This window comes from Aeromonas sp. R5-3 (genome assembly GCF_040908225.1).
Classification (GTDB): Bacteria; Pseudomonadota; Gammaproteobacteria; order Enterobacterales; family Aeromonadaceae; genus Aeromonas; species Aeromonas dhakensis.
This window is the reverse complement of sequence record NZ_JBFODH010000023.1, coordinates 59,992-80,691: the sequence shown is the minus strand read 5'-3', so window position 1 is coordinate 80,691 and position 20,700 is coordinate 59,992. Positions and strand designations below refer to the sequence as shown.

The window sequence follows — 20,700 nt, the reverse complement described above, 5'->3', positions numbered from 1 at the left end:
TCATATGGCTGGTGTTCAGCCAGGCCGACATAATATAGCCTCCCTCTCGGGCCCCTCGACGGCCCGGGACTACTCCGCCCCCCAGTCATTCGAGGTTCATGATGTTCTTTCAGGTCGTATTTCTCGCCTTGCTGGCGCTGCTGCCCATGGTCAACCCGCCCACCACGGCCACCCTGCTGCTGGGGCTGAGCAAGGGGATGTCGCGCGAACACGTGCGCCGCCAGATCAACCTGGCCGCCATCTATCTGTTTGCCACCCTCTGTGTCAGCTTCTTCATCGGCTCCTCCATCCTGGATCTGTTCGGGATCTCCATTCCCGGCCTGCGCCTGGCCGGCGGTCTCATCATTGCCTTCATCGGCTTTCGCATGCTGTTCCCGGCCCCCAGCCAGGCGGACGGAGTCGACATCAACCAGAGTATCGCCTTCGTGCCGCTCACCATGCCCAGCATGTGCGGGCCGGGTACCATGGCGCTGGTGATCAGCGGCGCCGCCCAGATCGCCGAGCTGCCGGACGAATACAACCGCTTCACCATCTATGCCGCCATGGTCACCGCCTTCGCCCTGATGAGCCTGCTCAGCTGGGGCGTGCTCAAGCTGGCGGATCCGGTCTGCAAGATCCTGGGCGCCACCGGCATCGACGCCATGACCCGGATCATGGGCTTCTTGCTGGTCTGCATGGGTATGCAGTTCTGCATCAACGGCATCAAGGAGGTGGCGCAGGATCCGGTGTTCCACAGTGCGCCGGCGGTACAAATGGCACCCGCGTTGCCACACGTATCCGGCACCCTTGATCAATTGCAGGATCCGCGCCAGCCCTGACTGAAAACGGTGTCATAAATGCGCAAAAATCGGCTCTGATCTTGCGCCTGATCATGTTGCTGACACACAAATGAGTTAGTTTGTTTTTTATACAGATTCGATTCAGAGTGTGCTTGGTAGGTTTGTGGATGGACACCCACTCACTTCAGGAGATGTGCAAATGGAAAAGATGCTGACCGAGATTGGAAGCTACAGCCTGTTTCATGAATATCTGAACGTGGTCGGTGCCGCCAGCCCCGCTCTGACCCGGATCAAGAGCCGGTGGGAGTACAAACAGAGCGATCGTCTGGTTGCCCAGATCAGGGTCGACCAACAAGGCAACGCGCGCTTCTTCATCGACGCCCGCGCCATTTCAGTCAACTGACCGAGCTTCGCATCTGCAGCCCCGGCCCTTGCCGGGGCTTTTTGTTTCCCATGACCCCTGATAGCAAAACCCCGGCACCTGGCCGGGGTTTGACGATCACCGGAGTACCGCTCACTGCCCTTACTGGGTGCCGCCCACGGTGAGCTGATCCAGCTTGAGGGTGGGCTGACCCACTCCGACCGGCACGCTCTGCCCCTCCTTGCCGCAGACCCCGACCCCGCGATCCAGCGCGAGATCCTTGCCCACCATGGAAACCTGGCTCATCGCCTCGGGGCCGTTGCCGATCAGGGTCGCCCCCTTGATGGGCGCAGTGATCCTGCCATCCTCGATGAGGTAGGCCTCGGAGGCGGAGAAGACAAACTTGCCGGAGGTGATGTCCACCTGACCGCCGCCGAAGTTGGGGGCATAGATCCCCTTCTTCACCGAGGCGATGATCTCGGCCGGGTCGTACTGACCCGCCAGCATGTAGGTGTTGGTCATGCGCGGCATCGGCAGGGCCGCGTAGGATTCGCGCCGGCCGTTGCCGGTGAGCGGCACGCCCATCAGACGGGCGTTCTGCTTGTCCTGCAGATAGCCCTTGAGAATGCCGTTCTCGATCAGCACGTTGTAGCCGCCCGGTGTCCCCTCGTCGTCGATGGAGACGGAGCCGCGCCGACCCGGCAGGGTGCCGTCATCGACGATGGTGCAGTGCTTGGAGGCCACCTGCTCGCCGATGCGACCGGCAAAGGCAGAGGAGCCCTTGCGGTTGAAATCCCCCTCCAGACCGTGGCCCACCGCCTCGTGCAGCAGCACGCCGGGCCAGCCGGCACCGAGCACCACCGGCATGGTGCCGGCCGGTGCATCGATGGCGTCGAGGTTGACCAGCGCCTGGCGCACCGCCTCGCGCACATAGACAAATGCCCGGCTCTCCAGCCCGTCCAGCTCGAGGAAGTAGTCGTAACCGAAGCGGCCACCGCCACCGGCACTGCCGCGTTCGCGGCGATCGCCCTTCTCGGCGATGACGGTCACCGAGAGGCGCACCAGCGGACGCACGTCGGCGGCCAGGGTGCCATCGGTGGCGGCCACCAGCACCTCTTCATAGACACCGCTGATGGAGGCCATCACCTGATTGATGGCGGGATCCAGACTTCTGGCAAACTTGTCCATCTGCTCCAGCAGGGCGATCTTCTGCTGCTTGTCGAGGGTCTGCAGCGGATCCAGCGCCGGGTAGAGCAGGTTTGCCGAGGTTCGGGCCCACGCCTTCACCTTGCCCTGCGCACCGGCGGCCGCGATGCCACGGGCGGCGGTCACCGACTGTTGCAGCGCCAGCAGGCTCAGCTCGTCAGAGTAAGCGAAACCGGTCTTCTCACCGCTGACGGCGCGCACCCCCACCCCCTGATCGATGTTGTAGCTGCCATCCTTGACGATGCCGTCCTCCAGCATCCAGGACTCGTGCCAGCTGCGCTGGAAATAGAGGTCGCCGAACTCCACCTGATGGCTCATCAGGCTGCCGAGCAGCTGCTGCAGGCGCCCTTCGTCGAGATCGTTCGGGGCCAACAGGGAGGCACTAACCTGGCTCAATAGACTCAATCTTTCTCTCCACTCTCGATGCGAGATGTCGTAACGGTTAAATCCCCGACCGTGGGTCGCTTGGCGAAACGTCCGTGGACGTCCAACCCACCGTCGGGTTTGCAAGCGTCCGACTCCCCCACCACAGGGCGAATCGAACCTGCACATGTTCATAGCAGACGGGCATGACCCAGCACCGGCATGGTGCGTTGCAGTTCGTCGACAAGACCAGTATCCAGCGGCGCCAGCACGGTGCCGCGCCCGCTGTCCAGGCTGGCCAGCACCCTGCCCCAGGGGTCGATCACCATGCTGTGGCCCCAGGTCTGGCGCCCCGTCTCGTGGGTGCCGCCCTGATTGGCGGCCACCACATAGCACTGGTTCTCGATGGCGCGGGCCCGCAGCAGCGGCTCCCAGTGCGCCTCGCCGGTCACGGCGGTGAAGGCGGCAGGCACCAGCAGCACGCGGGCGCCGGCGCGGGCCAGCCGGCGGTACAGCTCGGGAAAGCGCAGATCATAACAGATAGAGAGGCCGAGGGGACCAAACGGGGAGTCCACCAGCACAGGCTCCTCGCCGGGGCTGAAGGTCTCCGACTCCCGGTAGCGGCCGTGATTGTCCGCCACGTCCACGTCGAACAGGTGGATCTTGTGGTAGTGGCCCTTGCGCTCGCCGCTGGGGTCGAACACCAGGGTACTGGTGTGGATATGGTCGGAACCAGCGATGGTGGTGGGCATGGCCCCGGCCACCAGCCAGATGCCGTAGTCACGGGCCCACTCGGCCAGTTGCTGCTGGATCGGCGCAGCTCCGCCCAGGTTGGGACCTATGGTCTCGGCCCCGTCCAGATAGCCCTGCCGCTCGCCAAACAGGGCGAAGTTCTCCGGCAGCAGCACCAGCAGCGGCCGCTCCCTGGGCAACAGGGCCAGCTCGGCGGCGATCTGCTCCCGGTTATCCTGCCAGTTGCGGCCCGATACCAGCTGTATTGCGGCTAACCACATGAGACGCTCCTTGTCGTTGTTGCCACCGTCAGATGCTGACCGCATCGCCGGCCTGCAGGGTGTAATCCAGCACTATGATGCGTTCCAGCACCGGACGGAAGATGGCCTTGAGGGCATCGTGATCCGGGTGGGGCAGATAACGCTGGCGGGCAGCCTCATCGGCAAAGGTCATCAGTACGCTGTGGGTGAAGCCCTCGGCCCGCCCCTCCGGGCTGTCGTCCCGCCCCCACTCCACCGCCAGCACGCCGCTGACCTGATGGGGAATGGCGAGAAAGGCGGCGCGCACCGCATCTATCTGTTCAGGCTGGGTGCCCGGTTTGAAGGCGATCAGCAGGATATGTCGGATCATGGCTCACTCCTTGTGATGGTGCCGGGCCGCCCGCTCAGCGCTGGGCGGGGCCGGCGTGCTTGGGGCTGAGCAGGAAGGGGGTTACTTCCTGCGCCGGCAGGTTGGGGGCCACGGCGTCGACCGCCTCCTTCTGCTGCTGGTTGAGCTTGATGCGGGCCCGGTTGCGCCCCGCCTCGATCAGTTTGGGATCGTCGAGCGGGCCTGAGACCCGAAAATCGATGCGGGTGACCACGTCCACCACCGGCTCCAGCAGTTTGGAGAGGGCCAGCACGTAGAGCCCGGTGATGGGGGTCAGCGAGAAGGCCGCCACCACCGGCAGGGTGCCGCCCAGGTTCGGCGAGAAGCTCAGCTCGTAGTCGAGCCGCCAGCGTACCAGATCGGCGATGCCCTCACCGCGCAGGTTGCCGGCCGCCCCCTTCATGTAGAAGTCGTCGTTCTCCACCACCCCCTGCTTGATCCTGGCGGAGGCCGACATGGACTCGAAGTAGAAGCCCTTGTCGAACACGTCGCGAAAATCGAGGCGCAGCTTGCGCAGCAATGAGTCGAGGCTGAGCAGGGAGAGCAGTCGCGCCCCCTTGTCGTTGACCTCGCGCAGGGTGCCCCCTTCCAGCTGGTAGTCGACCTTGCCGGCCAGGGTCGGCAGGTTCGGCCGGTAGGGCACGTCGCGCCAGCTCAAGTCCAGCGCCATCTTGCCGGGTGCATCGCCGATGGGCGAGGTGTAGCCGAGCCGCTTGAGCAGCAGCTCGCTGTTGTTGCTGCTGATGTGGGCACGGGCACGGGTCTGCATGCCGCCCTCCCCGGCCAGCCACTCGGCGCTGCCGCTCAGCTGGCTGCCCGCCAGCCGCATCTCCAGCCCCTTGAGACTCATCTTGTCGGCCCCCGGGATCAGCTCCCCCTTCACCTCCCCCAGCGGCAATTCACCGAAGCGGCAATCCACGCAGCTGAAGGTGAGCCAGGGGATGGCATCCATGATGGCTCTGTCCTGTCTGGCATCGGGATCCGGGCTCAGATCCGAACTCTTGCCGGACCAGTAGATACGGGCGAACTTGGCATCGATGGGCTGGCGATCGGAGACCGGCAGGCGCACCACCCCCATCACGTCCGGGCTGTCGATCATCACCTCGGTGGCCTGATTGACCGGCCCCACGGTGAAGTGCACCGCCTTGAGGTTGGCACTGCCGATGTCGGCACGGGCCAGCTGGCCGTCCACCCACCACTCCTGCGGCAAGAAAGAGGGGCCCACCACCGCATTGCCGCTCGGCGCCGTGCTGGCTGGCAGCCACTGCTTGAGGCGGGCCAGCCAGCCGGCCACGTCGGCCTGCTGCTGGTTGATGGCGAGCAGCATGGGCCGGTCGCGCAGCACCCGGGCACCGGGCTGACCCACGTCCACCCGCACCCGGCTGAGGTAGGGCACGCCGTCGCCGTACACCAGCCGGCTCTGCATGTCGACGTCGGCCCCCAGCACGGCGCGGATGTCGGCACTGCCGTCGCGGCCGCGGGCGGTCACCTTGAGCGGCAGCCGGCTGTCGGCCGCCTTGGCGAGCGGTGCAGGCAGATCCAGTCCCATGCCCTGCAGGTTAGAGTCCAGCGCCAGCTGGAAGCTGAACGGCTGATCGTTTGGCAGGGTCAACCCCAGGCTGCCGGCCCAGTTGCTGCGCCCCTTGAGGATGGCCAGTGCCGGGATGTCCTGGCGCTGGCGACGGCTGTCCCACTGCCCCTTGAACTTGAGATCGACCTGATAGCGATTGGGCTGCTGGCGGCCCTGGTAGTCGAGGGTAAGCGGCTGGTTCCACAGGCTCGCCTTGAGGTTGCTGAAACGGGTCTGCTCGTTGTCATACTCGAGCCGCCCCTGCACCTGCTCCAGCGGCAGATCCAGGCTGGTGATCCGCACCTTGTTGTTGCTGAACAGGGCATCGCCGCTGGCCTTGACCTCGCTCTCGCCATCCAGCGGAATATCCAGCTTGACCGAGCCCTTCATGGGGCCTCGGATCTCCACCTCCCGCAGCGCCTGACCGACCGAGCCGCCGAGCGGCGAGTCCTGCAGATAGTCGCTGATGGCCTTGCCCTCGCCCTCAACCTTGGCATCCACGTAGAGGTGGGCCCCCGGGTAGAGATCCGGGATCCAGGCGTGCACCGAGTCGGAGCTGGCCTTGCCGAGCCGGGTGGCGCGGCTGTTCATGTCGAGGCTGGCGTTCTGGAACAGCAGATCGATCTGCAGGTCGGTAAGCGGTTGCCAACCGGGGAAGAATTCGTAGGAGGCTTGCTGCAGCGGCACCGCCACCTGGAAGATGCCCTCGCCCTTGCTATAGGGGAAGTCGCGGAACTCGCCATACCAGAGCAGGTCAGCCCCCTTGGCCTTGCCCCCCTTGATGGCCCCGCTCAGGTAGTCCACCAGACTCTTGTCCATCACCTGCAGCGGATAGTAGCGATCGGCGTTGGCCGCATTCTTGACGTCGATGCGGCCGATCAGGGCGAGGAAGGGGTGCTCGAACAGCTCGAGCCGAAAGCGGCTGGCGAGGCTCAAATCCGGGTTGTCCAGCACCAGATCCTGGCCATAGAGCACCCAGCCCTGCGGTACCTGCCACCAGTCGAGCCGCGCCGAGAAACGATCGACGGGGATCGGCTCCTTGAAGTGGCGGGCCGGGTCTATGGCATCGTTTGCCAGTTGCAACCTGGCGCTGCCGCCGGACGGGGTGAGCCAGAACTCACCGTTGAGGTCGCGCACGCCGGGCACGTCGCGCCAGGCGTTGACCCTGATGTGGGAGAGCTGGCCGCTGACGGAGAGCCCCTGCCAGCCGGCATCCGCCTGCAGGATCAGATCTTCTATCTTGCCGGTCGGGCGGGTGCGTTTGAGGGTCTCGGTCAGTTCGGGATAGATCCCCGACACCAGCTGGCTCAAGTTGGCGATCTGGTCCAGATCGATGGCCGGCACATAACCCTGGATGCGATCGCCGACTCGCTCGAGCTGCAGCCGGCTGTGCAGCCAGGGCTTGCCGTCGAGCTTGAAGGTGACGTCGTGGCTGGCAAACTGCCACTCCTTGCCGTCCCGGCGCAGCTGGATCTTGCCCCCCTGCAGCCCGAGCCGGTGCAGGTCACCCTGTTTTTCATCCTGCCAGATGAGGTAGTTGTCGCCAAACGCCAGCAGCGAGTCCCCCAGCTGGCCGGCCTTGAACTCGCTCCAGAGCTGGAAGTCGAGCTGGCCGCTCACCTTGGGCTCCCCTGCATGGGTGCGCGCCAGCATGGGGCTGATATCTAGCTGACGGGCCCCCAGATAGAGCTGGCCCTTGAGCCGGTCGAGCCGCACCTGCGGGGCATCCACATCGACGATGAGATCGAGGGTGCTCTCGCCCACCCCGTTGATGAGGTAGGCCTTGCCGACCCCTTGGTGGCGCTTGCCGCGGTTCTGCCAGCGCAGCTGGGCGATGTCGAGGGCCCGCACCTCCCCCAGCGCCGTGGTGAGGCTGAGGCGGGTGTCGTGAATATCGAAGGTGGAGAGCTGGGTCAGCAGAAAACGCAGCAGCGCCTGCTGCTGGTCGCTGCCGTCACCGGTTTCCGGCTCCGCGGGCTGACTCAAATCCAGCGCTATGTCGCCATCGCTCAGGATCAGCTGACCAAATACCGGCTTGAGTTCGTTGAGGGAGCGCCAGAAGTCGAGGTGGGCCCACACCTTGCCAAGGCGCAGGGCGAAGCGACCCGAATTCGGCGCGATCACCAGCTGCTGCAGCTCGAGGGCCGGGCCGCGCTGGGTCCAGTCCAGCCCGATGCGATCGACGCTGGCCTCCAGCTTGCTGTCGGCCAGCAGGGTATCGAGCAGCGCCTGTCTGTGCTGATTGAGCAGGGGGCCGCCAACGCGCACCAGACTGACCAGGATGGCCAGCAGCACGAAGAAGACCCCGAGGGCCAACCAGCCCCGACTCAGCCAGCGATAGACCAATTACATCATCACCACGTCGAACTGCTCCTGCCCGCAGAGCGGCTCGCTCACCACCCTGACCTGCTTGCCGATGAACACTTCCAGTTCGGCCAGACTGTGGGACTCCTCGCCCCGCAGGTAGTCGGCCACCGCCGGGGCAGCGTAGACGGTGAACTGATCCGCGTCGTAGGCGCGGTTGACCCGGATGATCTCCCGCAGGATCTCGAAACAGACCGACTCCACCGTCTTGACCCGGCCGCGCCCCTTGCACTCGGGGCACTCGGAGCAGAGCACGTGCTCCAGGCTCTCGCGGGTGCGCTTGCGGGTCATCTCCACCAGGCCGAGCTGGGAGAAGCCGTTGACGTTGGTCTTGGCTCTGTCCTTCGACAGCGCCTGCTCCAGGCTGTGCAGCACCCGGCGGCGATGATCCTCGGACTGCATGTCGATGAAGTCGATGATGATGATGCCGCCGAGGTTACGCAGGCGCAGGTGGCGGGCGATGGCCGCCGTCGCCTCGACGTTGGTGTTGAAGATGGTCTCTTCCAGATTGCGATGGCCGACGAAGGCCCCGGTGTTGATGTCCACCGTGGTCATGGCCTCGGTCTGGTCGATGATGAGGTAGCCGCCGGATTTGAGCTCCACCTTGCGCTCCAGTGCGCGCTGGATCTCGTTCTCCACGTCGTAGAGATCGAAGATGGGGGATTCGCCGGAGTAGTACTCCAGCTTGCCGGCCAGCTCAGGCACGTACTCCTCGGTGAAGCGCTTGAGCTGATCGAAGCTCTGGCGCGAGTCCACCCGGATCTTGTCGAGCTCGGCACCGACGAAGTCGCGCACCACCCGAAAGGCCAGGCTGGGATCCTCGTAGAGGATCTTGCAGGGGGGGTACTTCTGCTTGCGCTCCAGGATCTTGCGCCACAGGCGCTTCAAGAAGGCGGCATCCTGCTCCAGCTCCTGCTCGCCCACCCCTTCGGCGGCGGTGCGGATGATGTAGCCACCCAGCTCGTCCACATAGCCGGCCACGGTGCGCTTGAGGCGCTCGCGCTCCGCCTCGGATTCGATGCGCTGGGAAACGCCGACGTGGGCGCTGCCCGGCATGAACACCAGATAGCGGGACGGCAAGGTGATGTCGGTGGTGAGGCGGGCCCCCTTGGTGCCTAGCGGATCTTTCACCACCTGCACCATGATGTCCTGCCCCTGGCGCACCAGCTCGGCGATGTTGCCGGCCTGGAACTGCTCCTTCTCCTTCACCGCCACGCACTCGGTGTGGGGCACGATGTCGGAGGCGTGCAGGAAGGCGGCCTTGTCCATGCCGATGTCGACGAAGGCCGCCTGCATGCCGGGCAGCACCCGGCTGATCTTGCCCTTGTAGATGTTGCCCACGATGCCACGCTTGGCCTGACGCTCCACGTGCACTTCCTGCAGCAGACCGTTTTCGACCAGGGCGACCCGGGTTTCGGAGGGGGTGACGTTTACCAGCAGTTCTACCGACATAAGTTACCTTGCCTTTCTAGTTTTAAATTCTGGCAGCCAAACCGGCGCGCAACCGGTGAGTAACGCAGTAAGAAACAGCCGGCGGTTGTCACCGACCTATGCCTTGCCTGTGATGGCTTCAAATTCTGGCCGCCCTGTTCGAATGCCATGCCGGCCAGCGAGGCGGGCGGCGCTGACCACGGCGGCGACGGGATTAGCGGACCTGTTCCAGATGATGCTTGATCAGCAGATCCGTTTCCAGCAGGGGCAGGCCGACCACGGCGCTGTAGCTCCCCTCGATGCGGCTGACGAACTTGCCGGCGATGCCCTGGATCGCATAGGCGCCGGCCTTGTCGCACGGCTCGCCGGTACGCCAGTAAGCCTCGATCTCGGCCTCGTCCAGCTTGCGAAAGGCCACGTTGGTGGTGACCAGCCGCACATCGCAGCGCTCCGGAGTGGCCAACGCCACCGCCGTCATCACCTGATGCACCTTGCCGGAGAGCGCCTCCAGCATGTCTTTGGCATCGAGCAGATCGGAGGGCTTCTCCAGCACCCGGTCACCCAGCACCACTATGGTGTCGGCCCCCAGTACCGGCAGCGCCGTGGGCGCGGCGGCCACGCCGGCCATCGCCTTGTCGCGGGCCAGCCGACACACGTAATCCTGGGGCTTTTCACCCTCTTCCCGCTGTTCCGGCACATCCAGCTTGAGGACTTCGAAACGGTAACCCAGCTGGGTCAGCAGTTCGTGGCGGCGGGGTGAGCCCGAGGCGAGATAGAGTTGCAGTTCGTTGTGCTTGTTCATAATCGCTTGATGAGATGAGGTACGGTTACAATTAGTTGTTTTTACTCACATTCACTTGATATTGAAGCGCCGGCGCACCTTGCGCAAGACCAGAAAAACCCAGGGCCATATTAGCATGGTGCTCAGGGTCGACCAGAAGTAGGCGAAATTGAGGCTGGCCCGGCTGAACAGGTGCTCGGCCCAGAAGATGGTCACCTTGCCCACCAGCGAGAGGCAGCCGATGATCAGCGCCTGTTGCCAGAGGGAGAAGTTGCGGATCTTCTGGAACTGGAACGCCGCCAGGTAGGTGGTGATGGCCATCGCCATGGCCCGCACGCCGAGGGTACTGCCGAGCAGCACGTCCAGCAGCAGGCCCGCCACCCAGGCGGTACCGACGTTGGTCCGGTGCGGCAACGCCAGTGCCCAGTAGATGAGCACCATGGCGAGCCAGTCAGGCCGGAAGGGTTCGAGTTGGAAAGGAAGCGGCAGGATCGACAGGCTCAAAGCCAGCAGGATCGAGATCCAGATCCAGATCCTGCCGCTGGCGGGTTGTAACATCAGCGCGTCGCTCCCGCAGCAGAAGGCGCCGGCGCAGTAGCCGGGGCCTCTTCATCGTCATGCACTTCCGGTTTCTTGTCAGTCCACAGCAGCAGCAGATAGCGCAGGCGGTCCAGCGCTACCAGTGGTTTGGCCTCGACCTGGGCGAAGGGCTTGCCCTCCACGTAGTCGGAACGCGTCACGGTCGCCACCGGATACCCCTCCGGGAAGCGGCCGCCGAGGCCCGAGGTGACCAGCAGATCACCGACTTGCACGTCAGTGTTGCGCGGCAGGTTGCGCAGCTCCAGCTTGTCTAGCTCGCCGCTGCCGGAGGCAATGGCACGCAAGTCGTTGCGCAGCACCCGCACCGGGATGCCGTGACTGGAGTCGGTGATGAGCAGGACGCGGCTGGTGGTGGAACCCACGTGCAGCACCTGACCTATCACCCCCTGATCGTTGATCACCGGCTGGCCGTTGTAGACACCGTCCAGCGCCCCCTTGTTGATCAGCACCTGATGGCTGAAGGGGTCGGAATCCACCGACAGCAGCTCGGCCACCATCTTGCGGGACTCCTTGTGCACCGGCGAACCGAGCAGCTCGCGCAGACGCTGGTTCTCGTGCTCCAGATGATCCATCTTGAGCAGGCGCGAGCGCAGGGTGAACAGCTGTTGTTCCTGCTGCTTGGTCTGCTCGATGAGGCCGGCCCGGGTCTGCACCTGGGTCGACATGGTATCAAGCAGGGTGCCTGGCGCATTGGCCATGTATTGCAGCGGGCTGACGAGTGAGCTGAGGTAGACGCGGACGTGGCTGAACACACCGAAGCGAGAGTCCGCTACGATGGCAGCAATGGAGATGATGACGGCGAGAAACAACCGTAACTGAAGCGAAGGGCCTCTACCAAAAATGGGTTTCATGGGTCGTCAAAAAAGAGCCGGCACGCTGGCCGGCTTTGGGTCTTATTCGTAGTGGAACAGATCGCCACCGTGCATATCGATCAGCTCCAGCGCCTTGCCGCCGCCACGGGCCACGCAAGTCAGCGGATCTTCGGCAACCACCACAGGGATGCCGGTCTCTTCCATCAGCAGACGGTCGATATCTTTGAGCAGGGCACCACCACCGGTCAGCACCATGCCGCGCTCGGAGATGTCGGAGGCCAGCTCGGGCGGAGACTGCTCCAGCGCCACCATCACGGCAGAGACGATGCCGGACAGCGGCTCTTGCAGCGCTTCCAGGATCTCGTTGGAATTCAGGGTGAAGCTGCGCGGCACACCTTCGGCTAGGTTGCGACCACGCACTTCGATCTCGCGCACCTCTTCGCCCGGATAGGCGGAGCCGATCTCGTGCTTGATGCGCTCGGCGGTGGCTTCCCCGATCAGGCTGCCGTAGTTGCGGCGCACGTAGCTGATGATGGCTTCGTCGAACTTGTCGCCGCCGATGCGGACGGACTGGGAGTAAACCACACCGTTCAGGGAGATGATGGCCACTTCGGTGGTACCACCACCGATGTCCACCACCATGGAGCCGGTCGCTTCGGAGACCGGCAGGCCGGCACCGATGGCGGCAGCCATGGGTTCATCGATCAGGTAAACCTCGCGGGCGCCGGCGCCCAGAGCGGATTCCTTGATGGCGCGACGTTCCACCTGGGTGGAGCCGCACGGTACGCACACCAGCACACGCGGGCTGGGGCGGAAATAGTTGTTGTCGTGAACCTGCTTGATGAAGTGCTGCAGCATCTTCTCGGTCACGTAGAAGTCGGCGATCACGCCGTCTTTCATCGGGCGAATGGCGGAGATGTTACCCGGGGTACGACCCAGCATCTGCTTGGCGGCATGACCGACAGCAGCGACCGATTTGGCGTTCCCGCGCTCTTGGCGAATGGCGACAACTGAGGGTTCGTTAAGGACGATCCCTTGATCTTTTACATAGATCAGGGTGTTGGCAGTTCCCAAGTCGATCGACAGATCGTTGGAAAAGACGCCTCTGAGCTTTTTGAACATGGCTACGGGAAATCCTAAGAATTTGGAGGTGCAGAAAACCGGCTAACTTTACCAATGCCCACCCCAATCGGCAAGCGCTCAAACTGTCGCCAGCCCATCGGGCGCGACAAAAATGCGAGTCATCACTCACCCGCCCAAGCCGGCAAACGCTAATAAACAAGGGGATAGGGGGTCGGCGGCCAGCCAGCGCCCCCGCAGCCCCGCTCAATGCATCACTTCGCGCCGATAAATAATTCTGTCATTACCGCGACTTGAGCCGAAAATCGCCTCCCCCTGCAGGGTCTGGGGATCCGACAGCCAGAGTGGTTGTGTCGGCTGTTTCGCTAGCTCCACCCGGTAGGGAATGCGCACCGCCATCTCGGGTTTGCCAAACTGCAGCAGGATTTCGCCATCTTTGGCCACCGCCGCCATGCCGCCCGGTGGCGAGCTGCCCAGCCCCAGCTTTATCTTGCGATTGCCCCCGATGTTGAGCTCGCTGCTGGCAGTATCGAGGCTCTGGCCTGCGCCCGAGAAGCTGAAGCCCTGATTGGCAAGCGACAACAGGGAGCATTGATCCAGCCTGTTTTGCTGCCAGCCACCGGCTTCGTAATACTGCATCTGCTGCGCCACGGCCAAGGCGGCCGACGCCACCCCGGTCTCGGTCTTCGCCAGCAGCCGGCCGAAATAGACCTGCATCGGCAGTGAGTCGATCAGGCGGGCGTTGCAACTGCCGCCACCGCAGTCACCCACCACCCCGTCGTTGAAATTGGGCATGGCGATCAGGCTTCTGTCGCCATCGTTATCTCGCATGTAGAGGCCAAACAGCAGCGACTTGTAGGGGCCATCCGGCTGGACGTCAGACACGCGAACAAACTCGCTGCTGCCAGTAAAGGCGGCTCGTCCATCGAGCCACGGCAGCGGCTGCAGGCTGCGCAGGCGGCTCGACAAGGTCTTGCCATCCTTGTCGTTGGCCACGGTGATAAACGCACTGCCCTTGGCGAAATCCCCCGTGTAATTCGCCGTCAGGGCACCGGCCAGGTTGCGGGCGCGCACATCCAGCGCAACCCCGAAGGGCTGCCCCATATATGTGAAGGGATCGCAGGCCGGTACTATGTCGCCGCTCACCAGCTCGAAGTCGGCCGGGATGAAGCGGCCCACCGGCTGGCTCTGGCTCGGCGGGACTGTGGTATTGAAGTAGCCATTGGTCGGCGGGGTCGCCGTCAGCCTGAACACCCCCACCTCGCTGACGCTCTGTTCCATGCTGGTCGTCCCGTTGGCCGCAGCGCCATGGTCATAACTGGTTTTACCCAGGCTGGCGGTTTTGCCCGGCGTCGGCGCCACCAGGGTATTGCTCAGGACGATGCCGCTGAGCGAGAAATTGGGGGTCGCGAGATTGCCGGTGCAGATGTCGCCGTCGTTGGCTGACTCCCAGGCCACCGCCTTGATGTCGACCTGAAATGATTCCCCCGCCTTCTTGAAGATCGGGCAGCTGGCATAGTTGCCCGTACATGCTGCCGCTGCGGTCGTGATGCAGAGCCCCACCGGCCGCGCCACAAATGCATCCGAGCCCAGCATCACCAGGCCAGCTTCACTGCCGGTGCCGTCGTAGCGGGCATCCAGCTGAACCTTGCCGGCATCCGGATAGGTGACCGTCATGCTCGACTGCCCCTGGGCATCGAAACTGAGGGAGAGCGCAGTGGCATTGCCCTGGCTGGTGCCGATCACGCTGTTGTTGACGCTCATTCTGTTGTTGTAGATGTTGCTGGCGGGCGAGACATAGCTGCTCCAGAACTTGATGCTCTTGCTCTGGTTGGCAAACCCGGGCACACACTGCTTGGTCACGTCGCTCTTCTTGACCGCCTTGATGGCCACCGTCTGCGGCTGGTTCGAGTAGGTGTCGGGCACATCGAAGATGAAGCCGCTGTCGGCAAAGGTGAGGGTACAGGCGGCGCTGCTCAGCGCCCCGCCACCAGAGCGGCAGAGGGTGGTGCTGAGCGGTTTGGTCGAGGGTGTCGAACCGCTGACCCCCACGGTGACCGCGCCTGCCGTCGTGTTTCTGAGCTGCAACGTTGTGCTGCCGCCGCTGAAGTTGACTACGTTGCCCCCGACCCAGCCGCCGCTGGTCGTCGTGGTGGGGAGCAGGGTCGCGCTGACCGGATCGGTGATCAGCACGCTGCAATCCGGGTTGGCACAGGCCCGGATGGTGAGGGTCTCCGGGTTGCAGGTCAGCGCATTGCCGCTGTGATCGAACTCGAAGTGATCGATCTGGGTACCCACCGGGCTGGATCGCAGGGCGCAGATCCGCACGTTGTCAATCTCGTGGTAGTTGGTCACCGAGCCGGTGGAGCCGGTCAGCGACAGCAGGAAATTGGCCGGCACCGCCGCCTGACCGGCCTGGCTCGCCATGTTGAGGGGGCCGATCAGGGAGCTGTAGCCAGCCCCGGTATCCCGCTCCACCGTGGCCAGCGAGCTGCCGGCCACCCGGGAGTCGACCGTGATGCGATAGCGATGGGGCCGGTTGCCGTTGGTGCCGCTGTCGACGGTCGGGCTCAGGTAGCTGCCGGTACCGGCGAGATAGTTGTAGCCTGAGGTGCCCGACCCAGAGCCGCGGATGGAGACCGCCTGCGGCCGCGACCCCAGGTTGGCACTTCCCCCCTCGTTGGCATAGTTGCCGTATTCATCGAGCCCGACCCCGAGCCAGCCGCCGGCAAAGCCGCTGATCCCGGTCTTGTAGCCATAGCCCAGCGGGCCGCCGAAGGCCCCCGGCTGCGGCGTCAGGGTCGAATCGGAGAGCACCACCGCCATACCGTCGGCCCCGCTCGTGCCAGAGGTCTTGTAGGCGTATTGATCGAATTCGATCGTCACCAGGTTGCCGGCCCCCGGAAAGAGGCGCTGGAAGGTCGCCGAGGTGGCCTGATCGGTGACGTTCTGGGTGAGCCGCAGACGGCCATTCTGTACCGATGGCAGGGTACTGTTGTTGCGCTGGGCCACCACCCAGCTGTCTGGGTTGATCTGGCCGCTGTCGAAACCGTCGGTAAAGCAGGTCAACGGCGGCGGCACCGAGTAGTCGTTGATGCTGGACTGGGCATCCATGCTCAGGTAACCGGCCGTCACCCTGCCATAGACGGTGGCATTGTTGTTCATGGTCAAGCGGCCGTCGGTGTAGAGATAGCCATAAAATGTGGTGGCGTTATCGAGCACCATGTTGCCGTAGTTAACCCAGACAAGGCTCCCCTGACCATTGCTGTTGACGCTGACCGTATTGAGCAGAGTGACATCCTGATTGACAAAGATCCGGGTTGTGCCGCTACCGGAGAGGCGAATGGTCACGTTGTCGATATTCAACTTGTCGATGAAATAGTCACCGTCCCCCAGTATCAGAGTCGCCTTGTTAAGCAGAGTCAGGGTCTTGATCTGATACGAGCTGCGACTGGGGAAGGTCATGGTGCAGCCGTCCACTTTCATGGTGCGATAGGCAGCGTTGGAGGCAGTTTGAGCGCCTGATGAGCAAGTCAGGTCATTGCTGGCAGCTATGGTCGGGAACTTGTTGTTGCCTGTCAGCGCAAGGCCGCGGATATCGCTGCCGGTGACGGCGCAGACCTTGTAGCCACCCGCTCCGTTATCGCAACGGGGAGTATTGTTCTGATCCGGCCGGATGGAGCAGAAGTTGAGCGGCAACCCGCCGGTACCGTTGATCTTGGCGTTGTTGAGCTGGCTCAGCTGATAGCCGCTGATCTGGTGGCAAACATCGTTGTTGTCGTCATGATGACCCTGCACCACGGCCGGAAAGAAGGTGCCGGTATCGATGGGATCGAAGGCCCAGACCTGGCTAGTGAAGAGGGCCAGCGCCCACAACCATTTCATCATCAGCCTCCGTCATACGCTTCGACCATCAGGGTGCGGCTCACCCTGAAGTCTGGACTGGCACTGGTCAGGTCATTGCGCAAACCGCAGGTGCCGACACTCTCGAGCCGATAGCCGGTGCTCGTCACGTTGTTGTAGCTGGTCGCCAGGGTGCGGCACTGCACCACCGCCTCACAATCCACCAGCCCGGGGTTGCCGGCGAAACTGATCGTCCTGCTGGGCTCGCACTGTGCCGGTGGCTGGGGCTGGGCCGCCGTCCGGTTGGGGAACAGTCGATAGAGCGCCACCTCCAACCCGCTATGGGCCGCCAGCAGGGCGCGCACGCTGCGCACCTCCACCGTGTTCTTCTCGCTGCTGTCGAGCAGAAAACGCCCCATGACCGCCGCCAGCATGGCCATCACCACGATCACGAACAGGGCGATCAGCAGGGCACTGCCCCCCATCTTCTTGCTCTGGCGCCGCTCAGGGAACATTGAACACCCCCAGCTTGTGGTTGAAGGTGACCGCTTCCCCCTTGCGCTCGAACACCAACCGCACGCCGAACTCCCCTTCGCTGTTGAAGGCCGTGGCCTCCCGATAGAAAGAGCCGGCCCGCAGGGAGTCGGCCATCAGGATCCCCAGCGGCATGGCCGCGCTTGTACCATTCAGCGCCATGCTGGCGCGGTACATGGACCCCGCCTGCACACAATAGCGTACCTGTTCGCGGGCAAAATAGACCCGGCTACCAGGGGAGAGGCCGGCCAGACTCTCGGCCGCGGCGTAGCGCAGGGTCTGTGCCCCCGAGACCGGCGCCAGCACTTCGGTGACCCTGGCGACGCAGCGCCCGTACTCGCAACCATTGCTGAGCGAAGGCCGGTTGGCATCGGGCAGCGGGAAGACGGCCAGCAGATCCCCCACCGCGACTGCACTGGCATCCGGGCTTAAGGGATCGACGGCCGAGGCAGGGGTGGCCATCACCAATTCAAGGGTGGTTGTGCTACCGGACACATTCCGGTTGAGAGCGATGTAACGGCTGGAGGTGCTGATGGGCCAGAAGCGCAGGCAGGGACCGCTGTCGCTCCAGCTGCCGTCCAGGGTCTCGATGCGCTCGGAACCCGGCAACGCATTGCGTACCTCGCGGTTGAGCCGCTCCATGGCGAAGCGGGCATCACTCATCAGCTGCTCGCGGCTGCTGGCATCCCCGTAGATCTGGCTGCCGATGCCGATGAACTGGCTGGCGAAGGTGGCCATGATCCCCAGCAGCAGGATCACCATCACCAGCTCGATCAGGGTAAAACCGCCCGCCGTCCGCATCAGTAGTTGCCCCGATAGAAGGAGAAGTCGAGCACGCTCTCATCCGGCAGCTTGATCTGCAGATCGATGCGTTTGCCCACCGAACAGGGGGACGCACAGCTCTTGAAGGTGCCATCGCTGAAGTCGACCGGACTCACCGCAATCCTGACCTGATAGTTGCGATACTCGTCGCTGGCGATGATGCCGCCGCTCTGGGTGTAGAAGCTGGCATCCTGCCAGTTGCCGGCGGTATCGAAATCGTCCACGTCGTTGAACGCATAGGGGGTGGGTTCGCCGTCCGGACCGTAGCGGGTCGAGCAGGCCGGGATGGTGACACCAGTCACCACTTCACCACAGCGATAACGACCGCCGTTGTGATCCGATTGCTCGTCGAACGACTTTTGCTGGATCTCGCCGGCCAGCCGCTGGGCCAGCTGAGCCGCCCGCACCTGCTGCACCGGATCCACCGCGCTGGGGGCCTGGTTGACGAGCAGACCCAGGATGCCGGTCAAGGCCACCGCCAGCAGCACTATGCCAACGATGAGCTCAATCAGGGTAAAACCGCGATCAGGGGCTCTCATGAATGAAGCCCTCCGACTCTATCTTGATGCCACCCGTCTCCTGGCCATAGCTCACCAGCAGGGTACAACCCGTGGCACAGCTGCCGAGTGGCCTGCCCATCTGATCAAAACGGATCACGAAACTGCTGGCGTTATTGAGGGAGATGCTCATACCGGCGGAAGGAGTGACAAGGCGGCCACGAGTGCGTTGATTGTCGCTCCAGCCGGCCATGAGGCCGGGGGCTGGACACGCCGCACCGGTCGCCGCCAGCGTGATATGGGCAAAACGGGAAGTCTCCACCACCAGCTGGGTACAGCGGTCGGCGGGTTCATGCATGTTGATGGTCTGCACCAGTCGCAGCCGGGTCAACAGCTCATCACGCAGGGTTTGGGTTTCAACGCCGCCTTTGCCCAGCCATTTGGGCACGGCAAAGGCGGCCAGAATCCCTAGCAACAGGACTACAATCACCAGTTCAATCAGGGTAAAGCCTCGTTGCATTCTCACCCCCTGTTCATAAACAAGGAGGCGAGGCATAAGCCTCGCCTCCTTGACACTAACGCTGAATCAGCATCCACCCAGAGTGGTGGTGGCACCAGCTGTGCTGGTAGCGGGAGCATAAGTCACGGTGCACTTGGATCCGCTGGTAGCAAATACGAAGTTTGCACCAGACGCAGCACCAGCCCAGGAACCGTCGATGGTGACGGCACGCTGGATGCCAGTGCTGGTCGCAGCCGGATAACCATACACAACATCAATGCTGGTACCGTCGCTGCTGCTTACAGCGCCGTTGGCATCACGCTCAACACCGACCAATGCAGACTTGCTGTAAACCAGCTGAGCTGAGCTGCTGACAGCAGCCTGCACGCCCTGAGCGGCGGACTTCTTGGCATCATCCTGCAGATTCAGGAACTTGGGCGCAGCGGTCACTGCCAGGATACCCAGAATGATGATCACGATGACCAGTTCGATCAGGGTAAAACCCGCCTGTTTTTTCATCTTGTTTTCCTCTGTCAATTAATGTTGGTGGTCACCTGACCGGAAGCCGGACGGTAACTGAAACTCATGAATGCATCAGTACTGCCTTGCGGATCCTGATACTTGCCATCACTACCCTTACTCAAACTATTGACCAGATAGTAGCGGCAGACCGAGTCCAGGCCGTTATTGGTCACACTGACATAGTATTTCAGGTCATTACCACTACCACGCACCTCGCTGAAGCTGGTGGTAGCCTTGGGCGGATTCTGCAGCAGACCCTCCCAAATCTTGAGACAGCGCGGGGCCGTCAGGTTGGCCGGATCCACGTCGATGCCACCGCCCGCCGAGGTATCCATGGGGTAGCCGGGCGACAGTTCGCCATTGCTGAGCTGGGTATCGGTCGGCGTGGTCAGGTAGAAGCGGGAGCCGTCATAGAGCACGGTATTGAGGCTGTCCTGCTTGGCGCGCCCTTCGGCCTCCCACTGGGCCCGCACCAGCGATACGCCAGTAGCAAACCCGCCGGAGACCCCCTCCACGCTGGCCTTCTTGGCCTCGTCGGTCACATCGAGAAAACGGGGCAAGGCCGTCACCGCCAGGATCCCCAGGATGACGATGACGATCACCAGTTCGATCAACGAGAAACCCGCTGCCCGATGGGGGCTCGCCACACCGGCATATTTTGGAACCAGTCGCGTTGTTGTCATGAACCCTCCGTAATAACCCACATTATTTCATGTAGATACAAAAAAATCATTTAGCTGGCTCGCAAAAAAAAGCCTCATTCAGGGCTTTTCCAGCACTCTGCCGTCAGAAAAGTGATAAATCAGCCAATTAGGTTCCAAGCCGAACTCACATCCGGTGCCATCCTGGCTCGCCAGGGCCTGCACCGGCGGCTGGGTCGAGGCCGTTACGCCGATGAGCCGATCCCACAGCCAGCGGCAATGCCCGGAGGGCGTCAGCGGGTCACCGCTACCCAGCGGCCAACCCCGCGCATCAAACTGCCAGGCGACCCCGTCGACGTGCAACAGGGCCGGACGTCGCTGCTCCAGCCAGAGTCCGTGCAACCTTTGTGCACGCTCGGCAAATTGCTCCCCCAGCAGGGTCAGGCTGACGGCCAGCGCCTCCTCCCGGTGGACAAGATAGCTCCGGGCCAGGGTCGCCACTATGATCAGCAACAGGATCACCGCGGCCAGCCGCCGATAGCCTCCCAGCCAGTGCTCATCCTGTTGTGACTGTCGACTCACCCGTCTCGCTCCACACTCTGCCGCTTATCCACA

The 20,700-nt window shown here is 63.3% G+C and carries 19 protein-coding genes; 2 read left to right on the top strand and 17 right to left on the bottom strand.

Translation table 11 applies throughout. From position 1 onward, the window contains the following. Positions 1 to 101 precede the first annotated feature (101 nt). On the top strand, positions 102 to 818 hold the full coding sequence (locus tag AB5Y95_RS15000) for a MarC family NAAT transporter (RefSeq protein ID WP_201882111.1): 717 nt from the start codon (positions 102 to 104) through the stop codon (positions 816 to 818). 160 nt (positions 819 to 978) lie between these two features. Continuing rightward, complete coding sequence (locus tag AB5Y95_RS14995) at positions 979 to 1,182, top strand: hypothetical protein (RefSeq protein ID WP_005308127.1); 204 nt, start codon at positions 979 to 981, stop codon at positions 1,180 to 1,182. A gap of 120 nt (positions 1,183 to 1,302) precedes the next feature. On the opposite strand, the gene tldD is transcribed toward AB5Y95_RS14995, so the two are convergent. The 17 genes from tldD to AB5Y95_RS14910 all read right to left on the bottom strand — a co-directional run bounded on the left by tldD (position 1,303) and on the right by AB5Y95_RS14910 (position 20,667). Then, entirely contained in the window at positions 1,303 to 2,751 is a 1,449-nt protein-coding gene (gene tldD / locus AB5Y95_RS14990; RefSeq protein ID WP_368161502.1) for a metalloprotease TldD, read from the bottom strand. 149 nt (positions 2,752 to 2,900) lie between these two features. Continuing rightward, positions 2,901 to 3,722, bottom strand: coding sequence for a carbon-nitrogen hydrolase family protein (locus AB5Y95_RS14985; protein ID WP_368161501.1), 822 nt, complete (start codon positions 3,720 to 3,722; stop codon positions 2,901 to 2,903). A 28-nt stretch (positions 3,723 to 3,750) separates the two neighbouring features. Beyond that, positions 3,751 to 4,071: a Dabb family protein gene (locus AB5Y95_RS14980; RefSeq protein ID WP_019839987.1), complete on the bottom strand. Its 321-nt coding sequence runs from the start codon at positions 4,069 to 4,071 to the stop codon at positions 3,751 to 3,753. A 34-nt stretch (positions 4,072 to 4,105) separates the two neighbouring features. Further along, the gene (locus tag AB5Y95_RS14975; RefSeq protein WP_368161500.1) at positions 4,106 to 8,005 is read right to left on the bottom strand and encodes a YhdP family protein; all 3,900 of its coding nucleotides are present in this window, start codon (positions 8,003 to 8,005) and stop codon (positions 4,106 to 4,108) included. Further along, positions 8,006 to 9,475 carry a ribonuclease G gene (gene rng / locus AB5Y95_RS14970; RefSeq protein ID WP_005308119.1) on the bottom strand — a complete coding sequence of 490 codons (1,470 nt, stop codon included), beginning with the start codon at positions 9,473 to 9,475 and terminating at the stop codon, positions 8,006 to 8,008. 193 nt (positions 9,476 to 9,668) lie between these two features. Further along, entirely contained in the window at positions 9,669 to 10,256 is a 588-nt protein-coding gene (locus AB5Y95_RS14965; protein WP_010635366.1) for a nucleoside triphosphate pyrophosphatase, read from the bottom strand. Positions 10,257 to 10,307: 51 nt separating this feature from the next. After that, complete coding sequence (gene mreD / locus AB5Y95_RS14960; RefSeq protein ID WP_005308115.1) at positions 10,308 to 10,793, bottom strand: rod shape-determining protein MreD; 486 nt, start codon at positions 10,791 to 10,793, stop codon at positions 10,308 to 10,310. Continuing rightward, positions 10,793 to 11,686: a rod shape-determining protein MreC gene (mreC, locus tag AB5Y95_RS14955; protein ID WP_005308113.1), complete on the bottom strand. Its 894-nt coding sequence runs from the start codon at positions 11,684 to 11,686 to the stop codon at positions 10,793 to 10,795. The genes mreD and mreC overlap by 1 nt, the downstream gene beginning before the upstream one ends. A 42-nt stretch (positions 11,687 to 11,728) precedes the next feature. Beyond that, positions 11,729 to 12,769 carry a rod shape-determining protein gene (locus tag AB5Y95_RS14950; RefSeq protein ID WP_005308111.1) on the bottom strand — a complete coding sequence of 347 codons (1,041 nt, stop codon included), beginning with the start codon at positions 12,767 to 12,769 and terminating at the stop codon, positions 11,729 to 11,731. Positions 12,770 to 12,973: 204 nt separating this feature from the next. After that, positions 12,974 to 16,615: a DUF6701 domain-containing protein gene (locus AB5Y95_RS14945; protein WP_368161499.1), complete on the bottom strand. Its 3,642-nt coding sequence runs from the start codon at positions 16,613 to 16,615 to the stop codon at positions 12,974 to 12,976. After that, positions 16,615 to 17,085, bottom strand: a complete 471-nt coding sequence (locus AB5Y95_RS14940; RefSeq protein WP_368161498.1) for an MSHA biogenesis protein MshP — start codon at positions 17,083 to 17,085, stop codon at positions 16,615 to 16,617. The genes AB5Y95_RS14945 and AB5Y95_RS14940 overlap by 1 nt, the downstream gene beginning before the upstream one ends. Continuing rightward, positions 17,075 to 17,905 carry a PilW family protein gene (locus tag AB5Y95_RS14935; RefSeq protein ID WP_368161497.1) on the bottom strand — a complete coding sequence of 277 codons (831 nt, stop codon included), beginning with the start codon at positions 17,903 to 17,905 and terminating at the stop codon, positions 17,075 to 17,077. Before AB5Y95_RS14935 ends, AB5Y95_RS14940 begins: the two co-directional genes overlap by 11 nt. Further along, positions 17,905 to 18,465 carry a prepilin-type N-terminal cleavage/methylation domain-containing protein gene (locus AB5Y95_RS14930; protein ID WP_368161496.1) on the bottom strand — a complete coding sequence of 187 codons (561 nt, stop codon included), beginning with the start codon at positions 18,463 to 18,465 and terminating at the stop codon, positions 17,905 to 17,907. The genes AB5Y95_RS14935 and AB5Y95_RS14930 overlap by 1 nt, the downstream gene beginning before the upstream one ends. Beyond that, the gene (locus AB5Y95_RS14925; RefSeq protein ID WP_368161495.1) at positions 18,452 to 18,943 is read right to left on the bottom strand and encodes a type IV pilin protein; all 492 of its coding nucleotides are present in this window, start codon (positions 18,941 to 18,943) and stop codon (positions 18,452 to 18,454) included. Before AB5Y95_RS14925 ends, AB5Y95_RS14930 begins: the two co-directional genes overlap by 14 nt. A 66-nt stretch (positions 18,944 to 19,009) precedes the next feature. Then, complete coding sequence (locus tag AB5Y95_RS14920; protein WP_054543918.1) at positions 19,010 to 19,441, bottom strand: prepilin-type N-terminal cleavage/methylation domain-containing protein; 432 nt, start codon at positions 19,439 to 19,441, stop codon at positions 19,010 to 19,012. A 14-nt stretch (positions 19,442 to 19,455) separates the two neighbouring features. Continuing rightward, entirely contained in the window at positions 19,456 to 20,127 is a 672-nt protein-coding gene (mshB, locus tag AB5Y95_RS14915; RefSeq protein ID WP_206219302.1) for a type II secretion system protein, read from the bottom strand. A 78-nt stretch (positions 20,128 to 20,205) separates the two neighbouring features. Further along, positions 20,206 to 20,667 (bottom strand): hypothetical protein, encoded by a 462-nt coding sequence (locus tag AB5Y95_RS14910; RefSeq protein ID WP_267996361.1) that lies wholly within the window; start codon positions 20,665 to 20,667, stop codon positions 20,206 to 20,208. Positions 20,668 to 20,700: the final 33 nt, after the last annotated feature.